The sequence below is a fragment of the Faecalicatena sp. genome (genome assembly GCF_058819085.1).
The window spans coordinates 1-26,406 of record NZ_JBZUUL010000026.1; the positions used below are offsets into that span (position 1 = coordinate 1).

Here is a 26,406-nt window from a genome sequence, read left to right on the forward strand (position 1 = left end):
ACGATGGACACCCTTGCCTTCGGCTATATCCTTCCCACTACCGGGCGGATTCCGGACTTGCACCGGTTAGAAACGTGCGCCGCCGGGCGCACTTGTAAAGAGGTAAGGGCAATCGAGCCCTTACCTCTTTTAATTACAAATATTTTTTAATCTAATTCCAATACTGCTGCCAGCTCATCTCTACCTTTTTGCAACTCACTTACAGTATCATCTGCTTTTGGATCCAAAAGATCTATACAATATTTAAGTGCATCAATATACACTTTTGTTTCAAGATCCTTCGCTTTATTAGTATCAACAGCTTCGGATTGGTCAGACAATTCCGTTATTTCCTCAAGAGCTTTATCGTAGTCGATCTTGTCATCCAGATATTTATCCATTACCTCAACCGTTTTCGTTCCTAAATCATACATCTCCTCGCTCATACCGTCAGGCTTCTGTTTCTTTTGAGCGCACCCTATTAACGAAGCACACATAATAACTATCAATGCCAAAATTCCCAACTTTCTTTTCATAATAATCCTCCTGTTTTTAGTGTTAGAGAGTTGTAAATCTGTATGTTAAGCCCTATGCTTAACTTGATGTTATCATATCATTTCTATTTCGAAAAATCAATAAATACATTTGAAAACAGAATTTCCTTAAACATAAGTAAAGGGAGACATCTGCTGTACAATGTCTCCCCTTTTCTTTCCACGGGGTCTCGATCCCCCTATTCTCTTTATTCGGATTTAGCACCCAGCCTCACATCATAGGATTTGGCTGTATACTCTCCATTTGCTCCCGGAACCTGTACCGTCAATTTGACTGTTTCGCCTTTAGCGTAGAATTTCAGCTGTTCCTGCAGAGTTTTCATACTGTCTATCGTCGTGCCATTCAATTCCGTGATCACGCCGCCTTTGGTCATGCCGGCTGCTTCCGCGCCGCCTCCATTGCTGACATCTGTAATGTATACGCCCAGAGGCATGCTAAATCTCTCCGCATACTCTGACGTCACATCAAATCCTGAAATACCAAGATATCCTCTGTCTGCCTCGGCTACTTTTGTCTTAGTCTTCTGGTTCATCAGATTGGTGATAATGTCAGACACATCGCTGATCGGAATTGCATATCCGACACCCTCTACAGAGCTTCCAACCAATTTAGCTGAATTGATTCCAATGACCTCGCCGCTGGCATTAACAAGTGCACCGCCGCTGTTACCCGGGTTGATCGCTGCATCTGTCTGGATCAGCTTAACATCACTGGTCTTCTCCTCGCCCGTCATCTGATCTGTTGTTGTGCTTTCACGGTCTGTGGCACTGATCACTCCAGTTGTAACGGACTGTCCATATCCAAGTGCATTGCCGATTGCGATCGCAGGTTCACCGACCTGGATCTTTGTAGAATCACCTAAGTTTGCAACAGCGATCGCATCCATTGTACTGTCAGAAATGGAGCTCAGCGGAACTGCGATCACTGCCAGGTCATGTGCCGGATCCGTTCCTTTGATATCTGCTTCCAGGCTTGTGTTATCATTGAATGTAACGGTCAGTGTCTCACTGCCTTCTACTACATGATTATTAGTTACAATAAGTAACTCTTTATCATTCTGTGAGATAATGATACCTGTTCCTGCGCTTTTACTCTCCTGCTGGGATACTCCGCCGAAGAAATCCTGTACCTGTTGTACACTCATATTCGTGATGGATACAACGGACGGCATAACGTTCTTTACAATGTCTGATACATCTGATGTCACTACATTCGACGTCTTCGTCAGTGATGCATTACTAACGGGGGCCGCTGTCTTAGTTGAACCTACTGTATTATCATTTAATCCAAGCAGCCTGCTTCCTACGATATTGGATGTAATAAATGTTGCACTTGAAACAACTCCGAAAAGCAGGGCACATCCCGTCACTACCACAGCTTTCGGCATCTTCTTTTTCTGCTTAGGGTTTTTCCTGGGATCATTAAAATTCTGCTGGTTATTATACTGAGCACTCCCCTGCTGTCCTTCGGGATTGTAATAATTATACTGATTTTCCATACAAATTCCTTCTTTCTCTTGTATTTTATATTGATATCATAACGGGTCTTTGTGATGGAATTGTGTTCAATTATTTAACAAACTTTGAAACATTCAAAATATTTATTCTACAGTCACCGATTTTGCCAGATTCCTCGGTTTGTCTACATCACAGCCTCTGCCCACAGAAATATAATAGCCAAAAAGCTGCAATGGAATGATGGCAAGTGAATTTGCAAAATACTGATTTGTTTCCGGTACATAGATCACATAATCAGCCGCACGCTCTACCTCATCATTGCCCTCATTGGTCACCGCCAGGACAAATGCACCTCTGGTGCGGACTTCTACCATATTGCTGATCATCTTTTTATACAGCGCCTCCTGAGTCAGCACTGCAGCTACCAGAGTCCCCTCCTCGATCAGAGATATGGTCCCATGCTTTAGCTCTCCTGCCGCATATGCTTCTGAATGGATATAAGATATCTCCTTTAATTTCAGAGATCCTTCCATCGAGATCGCATAATCGATCCCTCTGCCGATAAAGAATACATCTCTTGCGGCCAGATAACGGTTTGCAAATTTCTGGATCCTGTTCTTATTATTTAACAGAAGCTCGATCTGGTCCGGAAGACGTTTCATGTCTTCGATATACTCTTTCATCTCATCCTCTGTTACCTGTCCCCGTACCTTAGCAAATTTCATAGCCAAAAGATACATTGCAATCAGCTGGCAGGAGTATGCCTTTGTAGTTGCCACAGCGATCTCCGGCCCTGCCCAGGTATACATGACATTATCGGCCTCTCTGGCAATGGAACTGCCCACTACATTTACGATCCCCAGCACACGTGCACCTCTGGCCTTTGATTCCCTGAGCGCGGCAAGAGAATCTGCCGTCTCACCGGACTGACTGATGATGATAACCAGGGTTCCCTCATCAATGATCGGATCACGGTAGCGATATTCGGAGGCCACATCCACTTCCACCGGAATTCTGGCCATCCCCTCGAATACATACTTGCTTGTCACACCCGCATGATATGCAGAACCGCAGGCTACGATCATGATCTTTCGGATATTTTTTATTTCTTCATCCGTCATTCCCAATTCCTCAATCATGATGTCATTTCCTTTGATGCGGGGTGAAAACGTATCTGTAACTGCCTTCGGCTGCTCATACATTTCCTTTAGCATAAAATGCTCGTAGCCGCCTTTTTCCGCTGCATCTACGTCCCATTCGATATGGGTGGATTCCTTCTCGATCTTCTCCTCATCCACATTAAAGAACTCCATAGAATCCTTTGTCATGCGGACGATCTCTTCATTTTCTATGAAATAAACATCTCGGGTATATTTTAAGACAGCGGGAACATCTGACGCAATGATGCATCCATTTTCAGACTCTCCTACGATCAGCGGGCTGTCCTTGCGAACCGCATACAGCTCATCCGGATGATCCCTGAACATGATTCCCAGTGCATAGGAGCCCTCCATACGATGCATGATCTTCGTAATGGTCTGCAGTGGATTTCCATGATAATAGTAATCCAGCAGGTGAGCGATCACTTCGGTATCTGTATCAGAAATAAACTCATATCCCTTGGCCGTCAGTTTCTTTTTCAGCTTTAAATAATTCTCGATGATTCCGTTGTGTACGACAACAATGCTCTGTTCCTTATTAAAATGCGGATGTGCATTAATATCGGAGGGTTCACCATGAGTTGCCCACCTGGTATGCCCGATCCCGATCATTCCCGGCATCATCTCGCCGTCGTGGGTCAATTCGCTTAAGACTTTCAGCCTCCCTTTGGACTTTTTCATCCCGATCTCATTTCCGTCATATACAGCAATCCCTGCTGAATCATAACCGCGATATTCCAGCTTAGATAAACCATCCAGTAAAATCGGAGCTGCCTGTTTTTCACCTACATATCCAACTATTCCGCACATAATGTACTCCCTTCTTCCAGTAAAATGTTCAGTAAAAATACTATAGCGTGTATTGTAACAAACATTTAACAATTTGTAAAGATTTTCGAAAACAGAGAAAAGCCAGATTCTGTCATCTGCTGACAAAATCTGGCCCTTGCCTCTGATTCTTATTAAATCAAAACGGATATTCTAAACCCGCTTTACTGCTCTCTTAATAAATTAAATGTCTATGAAATCTACCGAGTAATCATCATCTTTTTTCGATTTCTTCGATCTTCTGACTGGCTTTTCCTCATAATCTTCATCAAAGAAATCATCGTCATCATAGTCCTCGAAGTCATCATCATCGTCATAGTCGTCATAGCCTTCATCATCATAGTCTTCGAAGTCATCATCGTCGCTGTCGTCGCCATACTCATCTTCATCATAGTCGTCTTCTGCGAAATCATCATACTCATCTTCGTAGTCGTCATCTTCATCTTCATCGAAGCCTATGAATTGGTCTCTTGATTTATTTTTAACGCGGGGCATGTTGTCATCCTCCCCGTCACCCAGTCCGTATTCATCATACAGATCATCTAATTCCTGGTTCCGGTGTGACAGCTTTACTCCCAGTACGATGATAAGGATCAAAAGAAGAAGGATCACACCCCATACTACACACATGATAACGATCAGATGCTTTTCGATCATATTCATCACTTTACCAGTGAATCCGCCTGCACTTTTTTCTTCCTGCTGTACTGCTGGTACAGTATAACGCTGATAGGTCTGTTCAGTCTCGTCATACTGGTAATATCCTTTTGTACCTGCACTGCTCAGGGCATATATCAGATAATAGGTCTTATCATCTGTATTATTCCAAGCTGTAAATACCTTGCCGCCAATGTCGATCGTAGTCTCGCTGTACTCTGACGGAAGCCCCTCACTATCTTTATGGTCCATCAAATAGATAGATAGATTAGAATTCACATCAATTGCCTCTGTCTGTGAAAAAGAGCCGTCATCTGTACTGTAAAGGAAATAATCCGAATTTCCTTCGCTGTCCTCCAGATAGTACATATACTGTCCGCTGGTTTCCTGAAGCATCGCCTTGGTAGCCTTACCGTCAAGCTCCGTATCCACAGCAGTAAATCCATTCGGCACTGCCGCTTCTGAAAAATTCTCATTCACGGTATAGGTCTTTCCATCCACTTCCACCTGAATACCACCGGAGGATGCCTTCTTCTCGCCATCCTTTTTCTCTGTATCTGTATCCGTCACCGGAGTTCCGCCTTCAATGGTAACAGTAGAATCTCCTGTTACCAGATTCAGGGACTCATCATTAAACAGATATGCTGTATAATCAGAAGCCTGCAGCTTTGTAGTACCTTCCTTAAGGGCGGTAAACTCCATCGTAAACTCTGCTTCCTGAGCTGTGCCATCTCCCTTGAAAGATAAGTTTACAGTTCCATCTCCGCCGGATGCATTTGTACCACTCTCAAACCTTAAGATAGATGTATCGTAAGTTACTGTAACATCCACATCTCCGATCGCAGCTCCTCCTGCATTCACCTTTGTCTTTACAGTCACCTTATCTCCCGCTGCTGCGGATGGATCAGAAAACTGAAGTGTTCCTTCTGCTGCATATGCTTTCATGGAAAAACATGATATCGTCAGACATAATGCCAGCAATACAGCCCCTGCTCTTTTTATTATTCTCTCCATCTGTTCTTACCTCTTTTTATGATCTATTATTCTGTTGCCGTACCTTGGTCAGTGCCTCCGGTGGAAGTATCCCCCGCACCTTCTCCTCCGGTATCAGGAACACCTGCGTCTCCCCCTGTACCATCCTGGACCGGACCGTCTTCATTGGATGGGGCCTCTGTCCCGCCTGCTGTATCGGTCCCTCCCGTCTGCTCGGTATATCCGCTGTCTGTCCCGGTTCCGGTATTGCCATAGTTATAGTACTCTTCCGGCACCTCATATACGGACGCATCCTCATCTGTCACACTTCCTGTAGCATATCCCTGCAGACCGCTGCTGATCGAAGTCACAACAGAAGAAGGGGCATAACCGTCTTCCCCGAAGAAAAACTTGTGCAGCTGTATCACATTATCCTGCAGATCCTCTGCCACTACAGAACTCCCCACACCTGTAAGCGTTGCAGTTGTCTTATCAAACGGGAAACCGCTCATCTCCGTCAGTTTGTAGTCAAAAGCGTCCTTGGCATAAGCTAATATCTCAGTCAGCGTAAAATTCGTAGCCACCTTTGGAAATACCTTATCTATAATCCGGTTGATCGTAGAAAGGTCGGCTGTCTGTGCCTTATTGACGATCTGCTCCAAAACGATACGCTGACGCTCAGCACGTTTAAAATCGTCTCCGGATGTATACCTGATCCTGCAGTAAGAGGTTGCCTGTACTCCATCCAGGAGTTGTTTTCCCGGTTTGGTCAGCTCGGTCGTCTTCTTACCCGTCACACGTGATGTCTCAGTACAGTACCCATTCGTCCAGAACACTTCCTCGTCTGTCAGATCCAGTTCTATACCGCCAAGTGCATCGATCACATCGACCAGAACATTAAAATTCACCGTCACATAATGCTTGATGTCCATATCCAGATTCTTATTCAGCATCGCTACCGCACCCTCTGCATCGTCTGTGGCATATGCCGAATTCGCCTTGTTATATGAACCGTCCGGCTGCTCCAGCAGAGTATCTCTGAATATAGAACAAAGCTTCACTTCCTTGGTCGCCCGGTCCAGACTTGCTATGATGATCGTATCACTGCGCTCACCGGTTCCAAGGGAACCGTCCCTGGAATCCAGTCCAAAAAGTGCAACATTTAAATATCCGGTCTCATTATGCTCAACTTCTGTCGAAATATTCAACTTCTCTGTATCTAATTCTGTTGTCTCTATCTTGCTCAGCTTGGATGCGGCAAAAGCAACTCCTGCCGTCGTCAACAGGACCAACGTTCCTCCGACGATTGCCAGCGCCTTCTTCCATGCAGCCCATGCCATAAATCCGCGCTGCGGTTTTCTTCTGCTTCTTTGCTTTCTTCTCTTCGCCATCGTAAATCCTTCCTACCAAATCATTTGTTCATGATTACACTTTATCATACAATAATTCTGCATAAACTTCAATCACCATTTTACGATTTTTTGTTTACATCTGTCCAATATTTAGGATTAGAAGAACATCTTACTACAACTCTTTGTGGCAATTTTTTGTAGTTCTTCCCCAGCAAAAAGCCAAGATATTTAAACCCGCTTTTTATGACCAGTTTCACGATCAGCCATGGTTTTCGTATCCGGCAGAGATACGCTGCAGTCTGCTTCACCAATCTGATCCCTTCACTCTCTGATTTTATTCCGCCAAATACATCTGGATACTCTGCCTGGGATACAGCCAGATCAAAATTCCTTTTGAACTGCTGTATGCAGGAATAATTGTGGGAGTGGATCACTTTAGCCTCTGCTGCATAGGCGCAGCAATACCCCAGCTTCAAAAGCCGGCCTGCCATGATCATATCTTCATTAAATATCGCCCGTTTTACAAATCCCCCTGCTTCATCATAACTGCTCCTTCGATAGGCAGCGCATACATTCGAGCAGAAATATGCTTTGATCCCCATTGTCTCCACTGACGAACTGTCTTTCACACATCCCTTATCCGGATAATTAAAATCTCTTGTATAACGTTCGATCACATCACATTTTTCATCCGGCAGCTGTCTTGCATAGGCACACCCGATGCGTTCGTCTTCAAATACTGATACCAGATTTCCGATCAGATACTGATCCTTTGGCACTGCATCCTGTGTCATACAGACTACAATGTCTGCATGGGACATCCTGACAGCCATCCGGCGTGTCCCGCCGTGATCGAATTCCCTGCCGCTGATCTCTTTTACCTTTATTTTAGGATCAAGGCCGGTCGTTTCCCAGGGGAATGCGCCGGCCTTCGTGTTAATCACTATAATCTCCCGGATCGGATAAGTCTGACGCAGCAGCATGTGGATCAACTGGTCAAACTTCCGGTCAGGCTTATATGTTGGTATAATAATATCAACTGTTTTTAATTCCATACTTCTCCTTAACTGTACACCCAGTTTCTACGCAGATTTGTATCACAGCTATAGATACTTTTTTTAATAGCTGCCGTCTGAATAACCACCGTCATCCGAATATCCGCTATCATCCGAATATCCGCCATTGTCTACATAACCACTGTCATCTGTACCGCTGTTATTCATATAACCACTATCGTCTGAGTATCCGCCGGCTTCTGCATCGCTGCTTCCCTCATCGGATGGCCCATAATCACTGCCCGCAATACCGGTCATATACACAATATCACTGTCTATCGACTTTACTTTATCAGAAACCTGATAATCTGTGGCACCAAATAAAAATTCATGCAGCTGCCTCACATTATCTGCAAATCCGATCGGTACAACATAGGAACCTTCCAGTCCCACCACTTCCTCTGATGTGGTCACATCAAACGGATATCCTTTCATATCAGCAATCTTATATTTTGCTGCACTGGCTGCAATTCCTAGGAAATCACTTGTCGACAAATTCGTGGAAACCTGTGGAAGCACCTGGTCTACGATCTTATTTAAAGTAGACAGATCCGCCTTCTTAGCCTTTTCAACCACCTGCTGGAGAACAATCCGCTGACGCTCGGAACGTTTGAAGTCATCGCCCTCCGTATAACGGATCCTGGCATAGGACACAGCCTGTATCCCATCTAACGTCTGTTTGCCTGGTTTTGTAAGTTCTGTTGTAGAACGGCCTACTACCTGCGAAGTTTCTGTACAATAGCCATTGGTCCAGAACACTTCCTCCTCTGTCAGATCCAGCTCAATGCCTCCGAGCAGGTCGATCACATCTGCCAGAGCATTGAAATTGACACTCATATACTTCTTAATATCCAGATCAAAATTCCGGTTTAACAGCGCAATAGCCTCCTCAGGCCCGCCGAAAGAATATGCAGCATTCGCTTTATCATATGTGCCGTCACTCTGCTGGGTCAATGTATCCCGGAATACAGATACGATCCTCACATCATTTGTATTATTGTCAATGCTTGCAACCATGATACAGTCACTTCTCACACCGCCATCCAGCTCCCCTTCACGGGAATCCAATCCAAACAGTGCAATGTTGGTAAACTCACCTGTATCCTGATAGATTTCGAGATTCTTTTCGTCGATCTTCTGAAAATCCAGTTTATCCAATTTTGACATTGCATATGCCCCTGCTCCTAAAACGGCAAGGAGAATAAGTTCTACAATGAGAAGAACAACTCTCCTCCTCATTTTCTTCTTATGTAACAAAGCACGTTCCTGCTTTGTCATTCTGCCATTGGATCTCTTTCTTGCCATATTATTTCCCCTTATCTCAAATCAGATTTAATAAGCATTCTTGTTCACGAAGCCTTTGAACACTGTCAGGAACAGTATTTTAAAATCGAAACCGATCGTCCAGTTCTCTATATAGTACAGATCATATTCGATACGCTTCTTTATCGATGTATCTCCCCTGTATCCATTCACCTGAGCCCATCCGGTCAGTCCCGGACGTACCTGGTGCTTCACCATATAACGAGGTATTTCTTCTTTAAACTTCTCGACAAACAGAGGTCTCTCGGGTCTCGGCCCAACCAGGCTCATATCCCCTTTCAAGACATTCCAAAGCTGGGGAAGTTCATCTATGCTTGTCTTCCGGATAAATCTCCCCACTCCTGTTACCCTTGGATCGTCCTTTGTCGTCCATCTATTTTTCTCTTTGTCCGCATCCTGCACGACCATAGAGCGGAACTTGTACATTGAAAAAGGCTTATTCTGAAGCCCTACCCGCTCCTGTTCGAAAATCAAAGGCCCGGGGGACGTGATCTTGATTGCCGCTGCCGTAATCAGCATGACAGGCGAAAATAAGATCAGTGCACAAATCGCACCGCAGATATCCATGGTGCGTTTTAATACTTTATTTACTGTACCGTTCAATGGGACATGCCGGATATTGATCACAGGAAGTCCCAAAAGATCTTCTGTATAAGGTTTGGTAGGGATGATGTTATTATAATCAGGAATAAATTTTGTATGGACTCCTGATTTTTCACACATATTCACAATATACTCTAATTTGTGGTATTCATCGATCCCCAAAGTGATCGCAATCTCATCCACTCTGTTCTGCGGCAGGATGATAAGTAGATTATCAATACTTCCGATCACTTTGATCCCCTTGTACTCCATCCCTCTCGGCTGATGGTCATCCAGGATCCCTCTCACAGAATACCCCCATTCAGGATTCGCAACGATCCGGTCGATATACTGTTCCGCCGCACGGCTGTATCCAACCAGGATCATATGTTTCTGATTATATCCATTCCTTCTGATCCTCCGCAGAAAATAGCGGATCAGATTCCGGGTCAGAACTTCCAGGCATACGTTGATAACAAAGAACACAAATATCATCATCCTTGAGAAGTTCGGCTCATTCATCAGGTACAGGATCAGGATAAAGCTCATCAGGCCGATCACATTTGCCTGTGCAATATGCCACGCCTCCAGGCGCCTTCCCTGCACTCTTTTTGGGGTATACAATTGAAAGACTGCATACAGGACCAAATATCCGGGTACGATATAGATCAATGCACGCATATAAACGTCTAATGGAAGATACCAGTCATCTATCACAAAAATTCCACTGCGAAACCTCAGATACCATGCCATTACATATGAAATGATTATGATCAATCCATCCACCACGACCTGTATCCGGTTAAAATATTTCTGATTATCCTTTATCAAAAAATTCACCTTGCTTTTCTAAAATCTATATAAATCTATCGTTATTTATCCTGTTGATTTCTTTACATCAGCCATATTATCTGTTATATGATACAATACTTTTTTCAAAAGGACAAGTAAAATCTACCAGTCATTTAACATTCTCTTAATATTTCCGTAATATGACATAATAAAAAGGACCGATTTTCTCAGTCCTTTCTATTATTGTTCTACTTGATTGATCGTATACCACTTTTCAGTCGGCTTGGAAAAAAATACAATAATAAGATCATCTTTTTCCAGGATACTTCCCTCCATGGGCCATTCCTGCATTTGGTCCTGATAGGATAGTGCTTTTCTGATCTCCTGGGGGTTCGGAGATATCACCCGGTATCCTTCTGTTTTCAGAAAATTACACATTCTGGAGATATTCCCATCATCCCATGCAAATATGGTGCTGCCTACCGTATCGGATACCGGGAGGCCGACATCATCCATCTCCTCCATTCCCAAAAACACAATGGGCTTACTGTGATAATCGATCCCCTGTTTTTTGATATCATACATTACCTGATTGGCCACTGTCCGGTCATATTCATAAGCCACATTGGCAGAGTAAAACAACATGTTCATATTCTTTGCATTCAAAAACAACAGGTAAGCTGATGCTGCCACTCCCACCTTTTTCACGCTTGCCCGCTTCACACTGCTCAGCATGAAGTAGAGCTCTGCGCCGCCTGCCAAGGCAAGCCCTAATAATACACGGCCATGGGTCTTGTAAGTTCCCAGTGCCAGAAACAGGGCAAAAGGGGCTGCTGCCAGTACAAATGCATAGAACACAAGTCCGGCCTTTCTTACAGCGCCCTTCTCTCTTATCAAGCGCCAGATCACAAACACCATAAAAGCTGCGGTTACAATACGAATCACCTCACCGCCATAAATTGTCTCACCGGCTATCGGTATTGCCAGCGATACTCTGACTATATTGGCAAAGGCCATGAACAATGCCTTGAATACGCCGCCTTCATCGAACCATCCCACATAATTATCAGAAAGATAGCTGGACGTTCCTACCAGCCGCATCAGGATCATATGTACACCATAGTAGCATGCGGTTCCCGCGATACAGACTGCTGCCCATGAGCAGATCTTCCTGACCAGCTCTTTCTCCTCATTTTGACATGCCTGGAAACAATAGGCCGCAACTGCTGTAATATAGACACAAATATAAGCCTGATAAACAGAAAAGGCATAAATCAACAGCACCAATGCTATGATCCAGTCACGCCTCCTTCTATCCTGCACCGCACGGACACTGAAAAGGAAGGCAGCCGCAGTGCTCAGCATCCCTAAAGCGATCTGGAAACTGAACATGGAAAACGAAAACATTTCTCCCAGCACAAATGGAAGGGAACATAGATATGCCTGAAAGAAGAAAAGCGGAAGCTTCTTTGATCTCTCTCCAAATAGCGTATACCCAAACAGGATCCCTGCTCCGTTCCATGTCAAAATAGCCAGGATATCCCACATGACCGGAGCATAACGCCATTGATCCAGGGAAAGAAAATTAAAAATGTCAATTCCCCACCGCCCCTGGACAAGCCACATGGCAAATGGCTTTTCGATCTGGATCCAGGTCTCCTCATCGATAGAAATCCCCGGAGTCACCAGCATATAACAAAAACAAAGGAATGAAAAGAGGCATGCCGCCATAAATACTTTCCGATTCTCCTGAATATACTCTTTTACTCTCATCTCTTTCTCCTATAATATATTACTTTTTGACATAATCCTCCCCAGCATATTTGTATATTCTACCATATAGGCCCGATCAGTTCAAGGATTCCACCGGACGATTTGCATCCTGGCACATTCTTTGATATAATAGTCAAATATTATACCCGAAGGGCATCCCGTAATACATGCCCTTCGGGCGGATTTACAGCTTCGCTGTAAAATAAAGTATACCCAGAGGGCATCCCGTAATACATGCCCTTCGGGCGGGTTTACAGCTTCGCTGTAAAATAAAGTATACCCAGAGGGCATCCCGTAATACATGCCCTTCGGGCGAGTTTACAGCTTCGCTGTAAAATAAAGTATAGAAACTGAGGATATATCATGGATGTCACAATTATCATTCCAAATTATAATGGAAAGCATTTTATGAAGCCCTGTCTGGATTCATTAGAACACCAGACCTTTACCAAGTTTAAAGTTCTGGTCGTAGATAATGCCTCTACCGATGGCAGCATCTCTTACATGAAAGAACATTATCCCAATATCGAGGTCATCGCCTTAGATAAAAATTATGGATTCAGCAGGGCCGTCAATGTGGGGATCCGGCATGCTGACACTCCTTATGTCATTTTGTTAAATAATGACACAACCGTTGACCCACATTATATAGAAGAAATGGTCAAGGCCATCCGGCGTTCTCCGCGGATCTTTTCTGTCAGCAGTAAGATGATCCAGATGTATCATCCTGGGCTGATCGACAGTGCCGGAGATCTATACACCCTGATCGGCTGGGGAGTCTGCCGGGGGAGCGGACGTCCGATAGCGAACTATACAGAACCCTCCCGTATCTTTACGGCATGCGCGGGAGCAGCCATTTACAGACGGAGTGTCTTTCGTAAGATCGGATACTTCGATGAAAGCCATTTTGCATATCTTGAGGATATCGATATTGGATACCGGGCTAAGATTTACGGCTATCAGAATACTTACTGTCCATCGGCACTTGTCTACCACGTTGGAAGCGGAACAAGCGGCTCCAAATACAACGCCTTTAAGGTACGGCTGTCCGCACGCAATAGTGTTTATCTTAATTATAAGAACATGCCGTTTCTTCAGCTGGTCATCAACCTTCTGCCGCTGACAGCAGGATATTTTGTCAAATATTTATTCTTCTTAAAGACAGGCTTCGGGAAAGACTACCGGGAAGGTGTCGTGGAGGGACTGAAAACACGGAAAGAACAGAAGAAGGTACCCTTTCGTCTGAAATATCTGCCTAATTACTTTCTGATTGAGGCTGAATTGATCTGGAATACTTTTGCATATGCAAAGGATTGGGTTACACGGAAACTCTTTAGAATGTAAGCATTCATAAAGACAAAAATCCGGCCGCTGGAATTCAATTTTAATCATACGAATTCCCGCAGCCGGATTTTATAATTCACATATTTAAAACTATTTCAAGATAAGACGTTCCAGCAGGGTGCTTATTTTCCGCAGAACCAGCAAGATTCTGAAATGTCTGCCATAAATCAGCATCAAGGAAAACCTGATTCTTGGTTTTAACTGCTTTTTATACTTCTGATACAGTTGCAGTCCCTCTGGGTCCAGTGCCACTGATCTTATCCCATTCAAATACTCTTTTGAGTTCTGGATTCTATAAGGGGAGAATAAAGCATAGTTTCCCGCTAAGGTAAGAAATCTTAAATCCAGTTTCTCCTCATAACCTTCCTCCATAACCCCCAGGCTCTCTGCCAGATCTTTATTCATCAGTGTCCGCTTCTTATACCAGTTGTAGAAATCCTGATGGAATCTGCCGGTCAATCCGCCGTAATCCAGATGATACTCATATAGGATATCCGTGATGTACAGAACCCTTTTTGCATCTCTCATACAGCTGACCATAATGATATTATCTTCGCCCATTGCATATGGGTATGTCCTGTCTGCCCTTTCTGGATGGAAACATTTGGCACGAATGGCCTTGGTCCAAAGCGAATTCAAAGAACCAGTAAAAAACAGCTTATCTAAGATGATTTTCTGATCCTCGATTAAAGTGTTATCAGGCCACAGCTCCGGAAAAGGGGTGCTTTTGTCTCCTGATCTCTTTTCCGCCCGATATACCACAATGTCCGGTGCATAAATATCGATCTTCTTTCTCAAAGTACTCAACAGATTCGGCTTCAATCTGTCGTCAGCATCTAATGTGATAATGTAATCCCCTCTGCACATTTCCATCGCACGCAGTCTTGTCTCATAAACGCCTCGGTTTTCCTGATTAACAGTAATGATCCGGTTATCCTTTTCTGCCAGCTTTTCAATCATCTGCCAGGATTGATCTGTTGAGCCGTCATTGATCAGGATCAGTTCAAACTCTTGTTCTTCCTGGTTCAATACAGAATCCACCGTCTCATATAAACACTTTTCTGCATTATATACAGGGATATAGACACTAAATAGCACTTTTCCTACCTCCCTAGAGCTCATTTTTAAGCTTTTGATGTACATTCAAGCTGAAATCATTTTTGTCTAAGGTCAGGTTCGGACTGTAGAAAGGATCCCCTGCCTCAAGAAGATCGGCCCATCTCTCTGAGAACAGCTTTATCTCGGAGTTAAAACGGCGTACCTTTTCCTCTGTATCCTCATATCCTCTGGACTTCGATTCATAATGCTTGAGTTCGGCATATGGATTGTAGACAATCAGATATCCTGCCCTGCGTATCTTTAAGCACAGGTCCACATCATTGAAGGCAACTGCATATCTTTGGTCAAAACCTTCCACTTCTTCAAACACCTTACGTTTCACCAGCATACATGCCGCTGTGACAGCGCTGTAATCCTGGGCAACGATGATCCTCCTAAAGTAACCCGGATCATTTTTTGCATATCCGACAAAAGCGTGTCCCGCGATTCCGCCCATACCAACGATCACTCCTGCATGCTGGATCGTATCATCTTCATAATAGAGTCTGGCGCCCACGGCACCTACATCCTTACGCATACAAAAGCCCAGCATCTCTTCGATACAGTTCTCATTGAGGATCTCTGTATCGTTATTTAAGAAGAGAAGATACTCTCCTTTGGATTGTTCTGCCCCGAAGTTATTGATCAGCGGATAATTAAATCCTTTGCCTTTCCATGTGACAACTTTTGCCCTCGGACATTCTTCCTGAAGCTTTTCGTAATATGCAAATGTCTTCTGGTCCGTACTGTTATTCTCTACAATGATATACTCGATATTCTTGTAGGCATTCTTCTCTTCCAGGGATTTGATGCACTTTTTAAGGTCATCGATATGGTCCTTATTAGGTATGATTACGGAAACCAGCGGATGCTCATCCAGGATGTACCTGGTGCGGTATGTTCCGTTTAACGGGGTCATACTGACTTTTGCGTGAAGTCCCACACGGTCCAGATGAGCCTGGATCGCTCTTGCCCCGGCCTGGAACGCATACATCTTGCTTTCTGGGTTTTCAGCCGTTGAATCCTTGTGTGCTCTCCAGTGATACAGGATCTTCGGAATATGTTTGATCTTATCTGACTGCTCAATGCAGCGGAAGATAAAATCATAATCCTGTGCCCCGTCAAATTCATGATTCAACTTCCCGGCTTTGTCACAAATCTCTTTCTTCACCACGAATAAGTGACAGATATAATTCATACAGCGCAGCATGTCGATGTTAAAATCGGATTTAAAATGAGGCATGAAATGCTCTTTCCCCTCCATATCGACTTTATCTTCATCTGTGTATAGGATTTCAATCTCACGGTCCTGATTCAGCTCGCGCACGCACTCATATAACGCATTTTTGGCGAGAAGATCATCATGATCTGCAAAAGCTATAAAATCTCCTGTCGCAATTTCTATTGCCGCATTTGTATTGTCTGAGATATGGAGCTGCTTCTCATTGTATACAACCCTGATCCTGGAATCTTCCTTCTCATATTTTAAAAGGATATCCTTAATCGGAGAATTCTCACCGCTTCCGTCTGACAGGCATAACTCCCAGTTTGCATAGGTTTGTTCCTTCACCGAAGTAATCAGCTCAGCCAGATAGTTTTCCGGAGTCTTATACAGCGGAACAACAATAGAAATCTTAGGCATATACGGGAACTTCCGGCTGCGCTGCGCATGAAGCGCTGACTTTGACGGGGTCTGTTCCTTTAACCATGCCTGGTAACTGATGGAATCCCGTTTCATCACCTTGCCGATGATCCTCTTGATGGTAGAAGCCGCACCGTACTGGCGGTAATACACCTTTGCCTTCTCATACCCCTTCTTTAACATGGCTTCCTTTTTCTGGAATGCCGACATACGCAGCGGCATCACATAATCCATCTTCTTTGTATCAGACTGGAGGTGTACTCTTACCTTGTCGGGAGCTGCTCCCTTATGGACCGCCACAAAACCAACAACCTCGTCCTCCTCAACCTCCGGGTAAAGGCGCAGTACATCCGGCCGTCTCCTTTTTTCCATTTTTACCGGATATTGCTTTCCGTCCTTGTCCCAGAAACTGATCTTCACATTGTCTGTATTAATATACCAGCCGGCGATACTAAAACCGTCTTCGTTGATCGTTCCCTTATCAATATATTTTGGAATCTTTCGTTCTATCCTCAGAAGCCTTTCCATGGTAATCACACAGGAAACGTTCTTTTTCCCGCCGTATGAATTAATGACACTTAATTTTTTATGAGATTTCCAGTCCTTTGGAATATCCACCCACAGATAATACTGTTTCGTGATAACCCGCCCGTCCTTACTTCGCAGGTTACTCATAAACAAATCTTTCTCCTCCATCGTAAAGGACAGCTTCTTCTTATCCAGCAAGACGAAAAGCTTATTATCCTGAATCAGATTTTCCATGAACCATCCGACAAGAAGCAGTTTATTTTTTTCTTTCGCATGAAATCTACAGGCTGTAACCAGAAATTTATTTTCCATTGTAACTCCTTATTTGAATAATTTATATAATACTCTGATAAATCCAACAACAAATGCTATAAATCCCAACAGAACGATGAAAGTCTCCAGATCAAACCGATGAGTAAGTGTCCGGGCAACTAAAGCCCCCTGTGTCTTCTCTCCTCTGATCGTCAGGCTATCTTGAAACTGCCTGGAAGAATCCACATAGAATGTGATCCCGTTCCCCTCATCAGAACCAGTCTCTTTTAACTCAATGGTGTACTCTCTGCCTTTCGCATCGCTGATTTCCGGAATCTTGAACGAATTAAACTTATTGTTCTTGATCTCTGCCCCATCGACCGTTCCGCCGGAAGTCTTCCCCGTCTGGTTATCCCTGATCGTATACTCCAGCACGACCTGATCCACATTTCCAACAATCGTACATTTGATATTGATGCCGTCCAGCAGTTCCTCCTGGGATACAAACGTCTGCTTAAGCTCCTCGCCACCCTTTAGTATCCCGGTACCTGCATAGGTCTCTGACGGCGTGTCCCTGTCGTATAAGTACGTATTTTTATCGATATGTGCATATAAAAAGGCCAGAACTGCGACCACGAATATTAATATGATTATTTTCATCTTTTTCTTCATATTCCAAGTTCCTCTATTATGATTCTGCATAGATACTGCAGATTTTTTCCGCATCACCAAACATCTTCAAATGCCCCTTCTCAAGCCACGCAATTCTGTTGCAGATACTTTTGACCTGCTCCAGGCTGTGAGAGACAAATAAGATCGTGGTGCCATGATCCCTCATTCTCTGAATCCGATCGGCGCACTTTTCCTGGAAATGGAAATCGCCGACAGAGAGGACCTCATCCACGATCAGGATATCGGGCGTACCTATTGTCGCAATGGCAAATGCCAGACGGGAAACCATACCTGATGAAAAATTCTTCACGGGGACGTCCATAAACTCTGCAAGCTCTGAAAACGCCACAATATCCTCATAGTGCTCTTCCATCTGGGAACGTCTGTACCCTAAAAGAGCACCATTTAGAAACACATTCTCCCGGGCTGTCAGATCCATATCGAATCCCGCGCCCAGCTCGATCAGCGGCGCAATATTTCCGTTCACCGTCACCTTACCTTCTGTAGGCTTTAACACCCCGGCGATCGTCTTGAGCATGGTACTCTTCCCGCTGCCGTTCAGTCCGATCAGCCCCAGGGACTCTCCCTTTTTCACTTCAAAGGAAACATCCTTAAGCGCCCAGAATTCATCATAGCTGACCTGTCTTTTGATGCTCTTGATCACATATTCTTTAAAACTGTCAAACTTCTCAGAAGACAGATTAAACTTCATTGATACATGTTCTGCTTTTACAATTGTATCATTTACCATATCACAGCTCCTATATATTTAAAATAAATTCATCCTGGTTCTTATAGAATACATAAATACCCAAAGCAAGGGCCGCTGCCACTTCGACGATCCCGATCAGCAGTGACGAAAAAGACGGCAGTGTATTCTCCATCATCAGATCACGGAACATGATCAGATAATTGGTCAGCGGATTGAGCATCACAACCATCTTGATCTTCTCCGGCAGGATCGACATCGGATAGATCACGGGGGTCAAGTATAAAAGTCCCGTTGTAAACACAGAATATAAATGGATGATATCCCGAAACTTAACCGTCAGCGCCGCCAATATCAGCCCGATCCCAAGTGAGAACGCAACCACCATCAAAAGCGGGATCACGGATAAGAATGCCGTATAATGAAGCTCCGTACGTGTAGCCACCATCACAAGCAGCAGCGCCGTGAAGGCCGCCATCAGATTAATAAAACTGGATACGATCCTAGACAATACAAATAGGTACTTCGGCACATACACCTTTTTAATCAGTGATGCACTGCTGATAATGGAAGACATCGAACTCGTCGTCGCATCATTAAAAAAGTTAAAAATAACCTGTCCGCTCAGCACATATAGCGGAAAATTCTCCACATCGAACTTAAAAATATTCGAAAAAACGATGGACAATATGATCATCATACACAGTGGATTCAATAATGTCCACAGAACCCCCAGTACGGAACGCCTGTACTTGATCTTAATGTCCCTCGCCACTAACTCCGACAAAAGCGGCTGAAATTTCAAAAAGTTTTTTATATAACCAGACACAACTATCCTCTTTCCGCGCTCTGCCGCCCTCTAAAAGGGACTCGCCTGCCTTGCGCGGTTTCCTCCATTTTTACTTTATATTCCGACAAATATCCTACGTTAGTATAGCATTGCATCCTGAAAATATCAAGGAGAACAAAAGGTCAGGTTACTTGTACCATATATAATAGGAGTTTTCTTCTACAAATGTGTAGAGCTGAAATCCCATCTCTTCTAACCACTTTGCACAGTCCTTATTTTGTACCACAACACAGTTGATCCCCGTCTTTTCAATCTGCTGTTCAAACGCAGCTGCACTCTCTTCATTCGGAGTGCTGGCAAATACCGTGTAAGTTCCCTGGTCATAGTCTGCCAGCGGGGAATCTCCCTTTACGGGGAAACGTTCCACTGCTGAAACAGATACAATATCGGGAGCATAAGTTCTTAAGGTAACTGCCAGGCCATGCATGGCATCATCAGGCAGAACCCAGGTCGGTGAAGTGACATACAATTTCTCGTCTGAAACATCAGACAGCTTTTCTAACTGTTCCCCCAGGCGGATCGTGGATGTGGGTGCAAAGTATTTATTCTGCCGGATCACCTGGATACACTTTTTCACGTTGGTCTCAAGGGGCTCGTCCCCGGGAATGATCGTATCTGCCGTTTTATCGAAACCATAAGGGATCAAGACCAACAGTACCATTCCCAGGACAAGATATCCCCCTTGAATCACACGCTCCTTTGTATGGAGCCTTTTCAGTATGATACACGCATAGACAAAATTCAAAATAACCATGGTGTATACCCAGGTCGTCCATGACCGTCCTCCTACAAACCCATACACGGATGCCGTTTCAAATACGTCATTCAACTCTGGAATCAGCATGAGACATGCAATCAGGAGCATGACACCGTTGATCTGACTGATAATCCTCTCCCGCAGGAAAAAACTGCACAGGAAAAGGACGATGCTAATGAGCAGTACCGGAGAATGCAGATCCGTCAGAACTTCTGTATAGACCACTTTCTGTGTGTTAGCCGATCCGGGCAGGACAATTGCCGCTGCCGTGTACAGGATGAAGATTCCGAGCGCGATGATCCGCTCCTTCTTTCTGCCATTAACCGCCAGACAAATGACCAGATAGGAAACGGCGGTCACAAGGATCACCGGCAGTACCACAGAAGTCTTGGAGATCATGACCAGTGAGATTGCTGCCACCCCCAGTACCATCCTGCTGCTTGGTTTTACTGCATCGATAAAATAAAACAGAAGCAGTATGATTCCCAGCATTTTAGGCAGCGTTCCGCCTAAGAACATTCCGGTATTGAAATGAAAGGAATCCCTGACCGGAAACAGATTAGACGAAAACAAAAAGATATAATACATCCCGAATATCAGTGTGATCACCAATGGAAACTGTGCCATTGATGACGGTACTTTGTTTTTCAGTTTTTGTAAAATATTTTCTGCAAACCCTTTTGCGATATTTAAAAACAGGAAATAGTAAAATATTGACTGAAACAGACGGAGGAACAGGGTCGGTTTCACACCCAGCAGCTTTACATATACAGAAGCCTCGATTTCCCATGTATTAATAATGTATGAATCGAGTCCGGCATTCGCCACACCAACCGCAAAATTCGTGGAATATCCTGTCGTCGTATACGGAAGGCTGGCCACTTTTGTCAGATAGTACCCGTCATCCAAGTGGTTTCCCAGCCAGAAGCCTCTATAATAGAAAAACAGCATGGCCGTGAATACGGCAAGAATCACATAGAGTATCCAGTTATTTTTAATATAGCCCCACAGGTTAAACCGGTAGACGCCCGGACTCTTTTTCCCTGTATACAGAATGTATCCGGTCAATGCCAGCCAAATAACAGCCATCCATACCGCAAACATGATCCATGGCAGATTGGTTAACTGGACAAGCATACCGCCTGCTGCCACCGGAACGCTGTAGATCAAATACCCCGTTGTCATTGCATAAGATTCACTTTTCTCTTTTCCAGCTGCTGCCCTTCCCGTGAGATACAAAAGCGCAGTGAATATCACCCAAAATAACATACACAGTATGTATTCCCTCATTTTTCCTTACCTACTTCTCTTCGTTCTTCTCGTCTTTATCTATCTTTCTGTCAATCGCGATCTGCTGTGCCAGGGCATCCACCTTGTTCTCAAGCTGCGAAATCTGCAGGGTCATAAAGAACATTTTCAGGATCAACACAAAAATGATCACTAAAAATACCATACTGATCGGCGACTGGAACCCGATCATTGCGGAAATCCAGTAAAACAGCTTCGGAAATATCCCCATAAACACCAGAAGAGTTGCAAAAATGATCCAAAAGATCGTGTATTCTATTTTTAATTTTGCCTGCCGTATCCTCTTTAGCATAAACACAAGCAGCAAGACCGCACTGACGATCAGCAGGATTCTGATTAATACTGTCATGTTAATCTAACCTCTTTTCCTGAAGTTTTGTACTAAGAATATGGACACCAGCATCTTAATCATATATCTTGCGGAGCCCATCAGGTTTAAATAGCTCTCACCGAACTGACGCTCATCCATCTTCACTTGTACTTCTGATATCTTTGCACCATTTTTCAGCAGATAAGAAACCGTGTCCGGTTCTGGTCCATAGTTTAAGTTCTGCGCAAACTCCTTAATCATCGGCCGGGAGAACATCCGCATGCCGGAAGTCGGATCTGACACCCTTACCTTTGTCGTCATCTTGATGGCAACTGTAAGGATCTTGCTGCCGATCATCCGAAGCGACTTGCTCTTCCTGTAGTTTAAGAACCTGGAACCGATGACGATATCGTATCCTTCCTTTATTCTGTCCAGCATCGCCTGAATGAATTCAGGTCTGTGCTGTCCGTCAGCATCAAACTGTATTGCATAAGAATAGCCCTTGACATAAGCATATTTCAGCCCCGCCTGAAAGGCTCCCGCCAGTCCTAAGTTGGTCGGCAGGTCCAGTAATTCATAGCCGTTTTGACGGCAGATCTCCGCAGTTCTGTCCTTGGAGCCGTCATTGACAACGACATAATCATACTGCGCATAATTATCTCTGATATACGTGACAACATTCTCAATATTTTCCTCTTCGTTATACGCCGGTATCACAATCAGTAATTCACTCTGCATATTCCTTCCCTTTCCTTCTTTGTATCTTTTACAGTCTCTCTACTTTCGCCGCGACAATATCCCAGGTAAAGTTCTTCTTTAATCTCTCATATGCTAAAGAGACTGCCTGTTCTCTTTTATCAGGGCTTTCGACTGCTTTTATCAATGCATCTGTCAATACATCTACATCATTATCCGGAATCACCATGCCATACTCGTCCGTCGGAAATGTCTCTCTTGCTCCGCCCCGCTTCGTAGTCACCACATAACACCTGCAGACAATCGCCTCCAGGATCGATGTGGAAAATCCTTCCGAAAAAGAAGGCAGACAGAAGATATCCGTCTCCGCCAGAAGGGCTGCCACCTCTTCAAAAGACTTCCGCCCCAGAGGGATCAGATGGCTGTCTGCATGTTCCTTCACAAACTTGTCCAGCTTTCCGTCTCCCGCCAGAAAGAGATAAACGTTCTCATGCTTTTTCCTGAGAGCCTTAAACGCTTCCACAAGCTGAACTATCCCCTTCTCCGGGAGCAGCCGTCCGGTAAATGTGATCACAACGGCATCTTCATCGATCCCGTACAGATTCCTGTAGCTTTGAACCTTCTCATCTAAAATAGCTTCGATACTCTCCACATCTACGGAATTATATAAGATTCCCTTTGCCCGGATGTGGAAATGCTTAAGCCACTCCACGCAGGCGCCGGATACGCCGTAATAATCTTTACAGAAAAGCTGTCCGATCTTCGTGATCACATGTTCGTAGATCCCTCCGACGAAATCAAGCACCGGATTCCCCACAGAAAGATGGCTGCTACCGTGATCAATGGTAATCATCTTCACACGGTTTTTATGTGCAAACCACTGTCCGTAGATGGAGTGAATGTAAAATCTTGTATTCACAATCACAAAATCGAACCGTTTGCCGCTTAAGATCCGGTTGATCTTACGGAATTCACCATTCGTCTTCAATACCGGATATCTGCCGTTTAACAAATCCATACATGGCATACGGTATACTTTGATTCCTTCCATCTCTTCATATTCTGCCAGATTCTGCAGATTTGATGTCACAACCGTCACTTTATTTCCCATTTCAATCAATTTTTTTGCTAAATTATATGTATAACGCTCGACTCCTCCCATATGCGGAAGATACTGCGCTGAGAATATACAATATGATCTTCCCATTTGTGTACCTCTTTTCCTAAAATGCAACTATTAGTGTACCCGATTCCATCCTGAATCGCAAGGAATGTGGCCCATTTTTTTACAATTTTTCATATTTAGACACGAAATCTTCGAAAACATTTGAATATCTGATAGGATTGGCTTATAATGCTAACGATATTACTGAATATTTTGTAACTGTTCATGTTTCTGAACAGTTACAATGCTATAAATAAGAAAGGACTCCTAAATGAAAGATCAGATACAGACAATCATGGCACGTTTCCTGCGCCATGCGTTAAAAATACTTTCCGTTGGAAAACAGCATAAAAAAAGGGTGGTATTCTTTAGTTATTTTGGTTCTCAGTACTCCTGCAATCCGAAATATATCTGTGAATATCTGCTTGAGCATGAGCCGGAATATGAAATCGTATGGGCCTTTGAGAATCCGGAAAAGTTCCGGCATCTGGAAGAAAAGGGGATTCGCACCACCAGATATCTCTCCCTGGCATTTCTGCGGATATGTTTAACTTCCAGATATCTCATTACAAATTCGGAGATTCCGGCCTGGTTTCCGATTACGAAAAAGCAGATCTTGATCAATACCTGGCACGGCGGCGGCGCCTATAAGAAAGTAGGAGCCGCATACGAGAAAGAGACAGCAGGAAAACAGAAGCGCGCAGAGATCGCGCGTAAAAATCCCTGCATCTATCTCTCCAGCTCCGAGGCATTTACGCAAATGACTCTACGCGAAAGCTTTCAGCATCAGGGCGAAGTACTCGCCTATGGAATGCCTCGAAATGATATGCTGGTAAAACAGAACAGGAATGACCTGTATCAGAAGATCCGGGAATACTATCAGATCCCAGCCGGGAACCATATTCTTTTATATGCCCCGACTTACAGGAATTCCAAGAAAGCGGATGAATACCTGTTTGACTGTGCAAAAGTAAAGGCTGCACTCACAAGCCGCTTCGGCGGAGAATGGTCCATTTTATTCCGCATGCATTACTTTGTGATGGAGCAGCTTTCTGATTCCGCCGAATATATAGATGCCTCCGCTTATCCTGATATGCAGGAGCTTTTGTATGCCTCTGATATTCTCATCACGGACTACTCTTCTTCCATGTGGGATTTTGCATTAAAAAAAGCCCCCTGCTTTCTGTTTGCAACAGATCTTGATCATTATGATCTGTCTAGGGGCTTTTACACAGATATCCATACATGGCCGTTTCCACTGGCTCAAAATACAGAACAGCTTCTCACGAAAATCCGGATATTTGACGAGGAGGCTTACCTAAAGAATGTGAATAGACACCTTGACGAATTAGGCTGCCAGGAGACCGGGGAATCAGCCGCAAAGGTATGCGCATATCTAAAGGCAGCTACTCATAAATCAGTATCAATCAACAAACTGAAATAGAATAGATACCATACGGGGTGCAACTCAAAACGAGTGTATCGTCAATCAAGACGGTGCTCTCGTTTTGCTATAAAGAAGAGCATCTGCTATCATTCTACTTTTCCCGCTTCTTAAAGAACCTGGTCACTCCCACATTTTGCAATGCATAATGCGCTCCCACACTGAGCAGTGCACTAAGAGCCATGATCAGCAACCATATGATGACTCCCTGTACAGTTGACAATTTCCCTTCCTCGAAAAAGTAATGGATGTATATGAGCTTCACAAAAATATGGATCATATACAGCTCCAGGGAATACTTGCCTGCTGCCCCCAAGAATTTGTTTAGCCATTCAAAATTCAAAAGTTTTAAAATAAGGCTGACTACCAGGCACAAAAACAATGCTATCGGCAGATACATCAACCTTGGTACGCCGGGTATCCTCGCCGGGCCGGTCATCGTCGTTGTAAGCTTGATCAGTCCTGCCGATATAACAGCAGGGAGCAACACATGCCATATCTGCAGCTTTTTACTTTCCATAATCCACTTTGCAGCCACGCACCCCAGTGCAAAACTGCTCACTCTCCAGATGGCAATTTCTATCTTTGAAAAATGTAAAGGACCAATCCAGTAAACCAGCCAGGGCAGAAGGATGGACCCCACCAAAAAAATTCCTTTTCTGGCAGCGCCTGCATCCTTTAAAAACAGCTTATATAATAAGGGATATGCTGCATACAACAAAAGGATAAGCGCGATATACCACATCGTACGATCCCCCTCCTTCCAGAAGGAAACCAGAGTGATATCCAGCAGAAATTTTTTCACACTTCTGCCTACCCAGATATCCTGCCACAGCCAGAAAGGAAATGAAATAATCAGGTACGGGATCAGGACTCGGTCGATCCGTTTCAAGTAAAAAGACTTTATACGGTCATCCTTAGTAAATGAATAGTACAATCCGATCCCGGAAACAAATAGAAAGATCTCCACTCCCATCATCCCGCGGTTCATAATATTGCCAATCAGCGGAAAAATATTGAGTACCCGGGGATATAATTGTATCCCATGGAATAACATGACCCAGATGATCCCGATTCCCATGATCTGACTTCTGTAAGTACTCAGGCTTTTCCATGTAAACTCCTCGTGTCTTCTCTTCTGCATTT

General features: G+C 44.1%; 21 protein-coding genes. 2 read left to right on the forward strand and 19 right to left on the reverse strand.

Annotated elements, in window-relative coordinates; translation table 11 throughout:
* Positions 1-146 precede the first annotated feature (146 nt).
* The 9 genes from AC4OGX_RS13390 to AC4OGX_RS13430 form a co-directional block, all read right to left on the reverse strand.
* Complete coding sequence (locus AC4OGX_RS13390; RefSeq protein ID WP_493331082.1) at positions 147-515, reverse strand: hypothetical protein; 369 nt, start codon at positions 513-515, stop codon at positions 147-149.
* Positions 516-721: 206 nt separating this feature from the next.
* Positions 722-2,032, reverse strand: a complete 1,311-nt coding sequence (locus AC4OGX_RS13395; protein ID WP_493331083.1) for a S1C family serine protease — start codon at positions 2,030-2,032, stop codon at positions 722-724.
* 102 nt (positions 2,033-2,134) lie between these two features.
* Positions 2,135-3,961 (reverse strand): glutamine--fructose-6-phosphate transaminase (isomerizing), encoded by a 1,827-nt coding sequence (gene glmS / locus AC4OGX_RS13400; protein ID WP_493331084.1) that lies wholly within the window; start codon positions 3,959-3,961, stop codon positions 2,135-2,137.
* 201 nt (positions 3,962-4,162) lie between these two features.
* Positions 4,163-5,650, reverse strand: a complete 1,488-nt coding sequence (locus AC4OGX_RS13405; protein WP_493331085.1) for a cohesin domain-containing protein — start codon at positions 5,648-5,650, stop codon at positions 4,163-4,165.
* Between the two features lie 26 nt (positions 5,651-5,676).
* Positions 5,677-6,999, reverse strand: a complete 1,323-nt coding sequence (locus AC4OGX_RS13410) for an LCP family protein (RefSeq protein WP_493331086.1) — start codon at positions 6,997-6,999, stop codon at positions 5,677-5,679.
* A gap of 80 nt (positions 7,000-7,079) precedes the next feature.
* Positions 7,080-8,015: a glycosyltransferase family 2 protein gene (locus tag AC4OGX_RS13415; RefSeq protein ID WP_493331087.1), complete on the reverse strand. Its 936-nt coding sequence runs from the start codon at positions 8,013-8,015 to the stop codon at positions 7,080-7,082.
* Positions 8,016-8,078: 63 nt separating this feature from the next.
* Positions 8,079-9,320 (reverse strand): LCP family protein, encoded by a 1,242-nt coding sequence (locus tag AC4OGX_RS13420; RefSeq protein WP_493331088.1) that lies wholly within the window; start codon positions 9,318-9,320, stop codon positions 8,079-8,081.
* 27 nt (positions 9,321-9,347) lie between these two features.
* A complete protein-coding gene (locus tag AC4OGX_RS13425; protein ID WP_493331089.1) occupies positions 9,348-10,751 on the reverse strand; it encodes an undecaprenyl-phosphate glucose phosphotransferase in 1,404 nt (467 codons plus the stop codon).
* A 201-nt stretch (positions 10,752-10,952) separates the two neighbouring features.
* A complete protein-coding gene (locus AC4OGX_RS13430) occupies positions 10,953-12,485 on the reverse strand; it encodes a glucosyltransferase domain-containing protein (RefSeq protein WP_493331090.1) in 1,533 nt (510 codons plus the stop codon).
* A gap of 363 nt (positions 12,486-12,848) precedes the next feature.
* On the opposite strand from AC4OGX_RS13430, the gene AC4OGX_RS13435 reads away from it, so the two are divergent.
* The gene (locus AC4OGX_RS13435) at positions 12,849-13,829 is read left to right on the forward strand and encodes a glycosyltransferase family 2 protein (protein ID WP_493331091.1); all 981 of its coding nucleotides are present in this window, start codon (positions 12,849-12,851) and stop codon (positions 13,827-13,829) included.
* A gap of 90 nt (positions 13,830-13,919) precedes the next feature.
* On the opposite strand, the gene AC4OGX_RS13440 is transcribed toward AC4OGX_RS13435, so the two are convergent.
* The 9 genes from AC4OGX_RS13440 to AC4OGX_RS13480 all read right to left on the reverse strand — a co-directional run bounded on the left by AC4OGX_RS13440 (position 13,920) and on the right by AC4OGX_RS13480 (position 23,858).
* Complete coding sequence (locus AC4OGX_RS13440) at positions 13,920-14,951, reverse strand: glycosyltransferase family 2 protein (RefSeq protein WP_493331092.1); 1,032 nt, start codon at positions 14,949-14,951, stop codon at positions 13,920-13,922.
* On the reverse strand, positions 14,941-17,409 hold the full coding sequence (locus AC4OGX_RS13445) for a glycosyltransferase family 2 protein (RefSeq protein WP_493331093.1): 2,469 nt from the start codon (positions 17,407-17,409) through the stop codon (positions 14,941-14,943). Before AC4OGX_RS13445 ends, AC4OGX_RS13440 begins: the two co-directional genes overlap by 11 nt.
* Before the next feature lie 9 nt (positions 17,410-17,418).
* Positions 17,419-18,021, reverse strand: coding sequence for a hypothetical protein (locus tag AC4OGX_RS13450; protein WP_493331094.1), 603 nt, complete (start codon positions 18,019-18,021; stop codon positions 17,419-17,421).
* A gap of 16 nt (positions 18,022-18,037) precedes the next feature.
* Entirely contained in the window at positions 18,038-18,772 is a 735-nt protein-coding gene (locus tag AC4OGX_RS13455; protein WP_493331095.1) for an ABC transporter ATP-binding protein, read from the reverse strand.
* Between the two features lie 10 nt (positions 18,773-18,782).
* On the reverse strand, positions 18,783-19,559 hold the full coding sequence (locus AC4OGX_RS13460) for an ABC transporter permease (RefSeq protein ID WP_493331096.1): 777 nt from the start codon (positions 19,557-19,559) through the stop codon (positions 18,783-18,785).
* Between the two features lie 148 nt (positions 19,560-19,707).
* A complete protein-coding gene (locus AC4OGX_RS13465; protein ID WP_493331097.1) occupies positions 19,708-21,606 on the reverse strand; it encodes a hypothetical protein in 1,899 nt (632 codons plus the stop codon).
* Positions 21,607-21,637: 31 nt separating this feature from the next.
* On the reverse strand, positions 21,638-21,994 hold the full coding sequence (locus tag AC4OGX_RS13470) for a DUF2304 domain-containing protein (protein WP_493331098.1): 357 nt from the start codon (positions 21,992-21,994) through the stop codon (positions 21,638-21,640).
* 6 nt (positions 21,995-22,000) lie between these two features.
* A complete protein-coding gene (locus AC4OGX_RS13475; protein WP_493331099.1) occupies positions 22,001-22,693 on the reverse strand; it encodes a glycosyltransferase family 2 protein in 693 nt (230 codons plus the stop codon).
* A 28-nt stretch (positions 22,694-22,721) separates the two neighbouring features.
* Positions 22,722-23,858 (reverse strand): glycosyltransferase family 4 protein, encoded by a 1,137-nt coding sequence (locus tag AC4OGX_RS13480; protein ID WP_493331100.1) that lies wholly within the window; start codon positions 23,856-23,858, stop codon positions 22,722-22,724.
* Between the two features lie 229 nt (positions 23,859-24,087).
* Between AC4OGX_RS13480 and AC4OGX_RS13485 the strand changes: the two genes are divergently transcribed.
* On the forward strand, positions 24,088-25,260 hold the full coding sequence (locus AC4OGX_RS13485) for a CDP-glycerol glycerophosphotransferase family protein (RefSeq protein ID WP_493331101.1): 1,173 nt from the start codon (positions 24,088-24,090) through the stop codon (positions 25,258-25,260).
* Positions 25,261-25,354: 94 nt separating this feature from the next.
* Here the strand turns inward: AC4OGX_RS13485 and AC4OGX_RS13490 are convergent, their stop codons facing one another.
* Positions 25,355-26,404: an acyltransferase family protein gene (locus AC4OGX_RS13490; RefSeq protein WP_493331102.1), complete on the reverse strand. Its 1,050-nt coding sequence runs from the start codon at positions 26,402-26,404 to the stop codon at positions 25,355-25,357.
* Positions 26,405-26,406 lie beyond the last annotated feature (2 nt).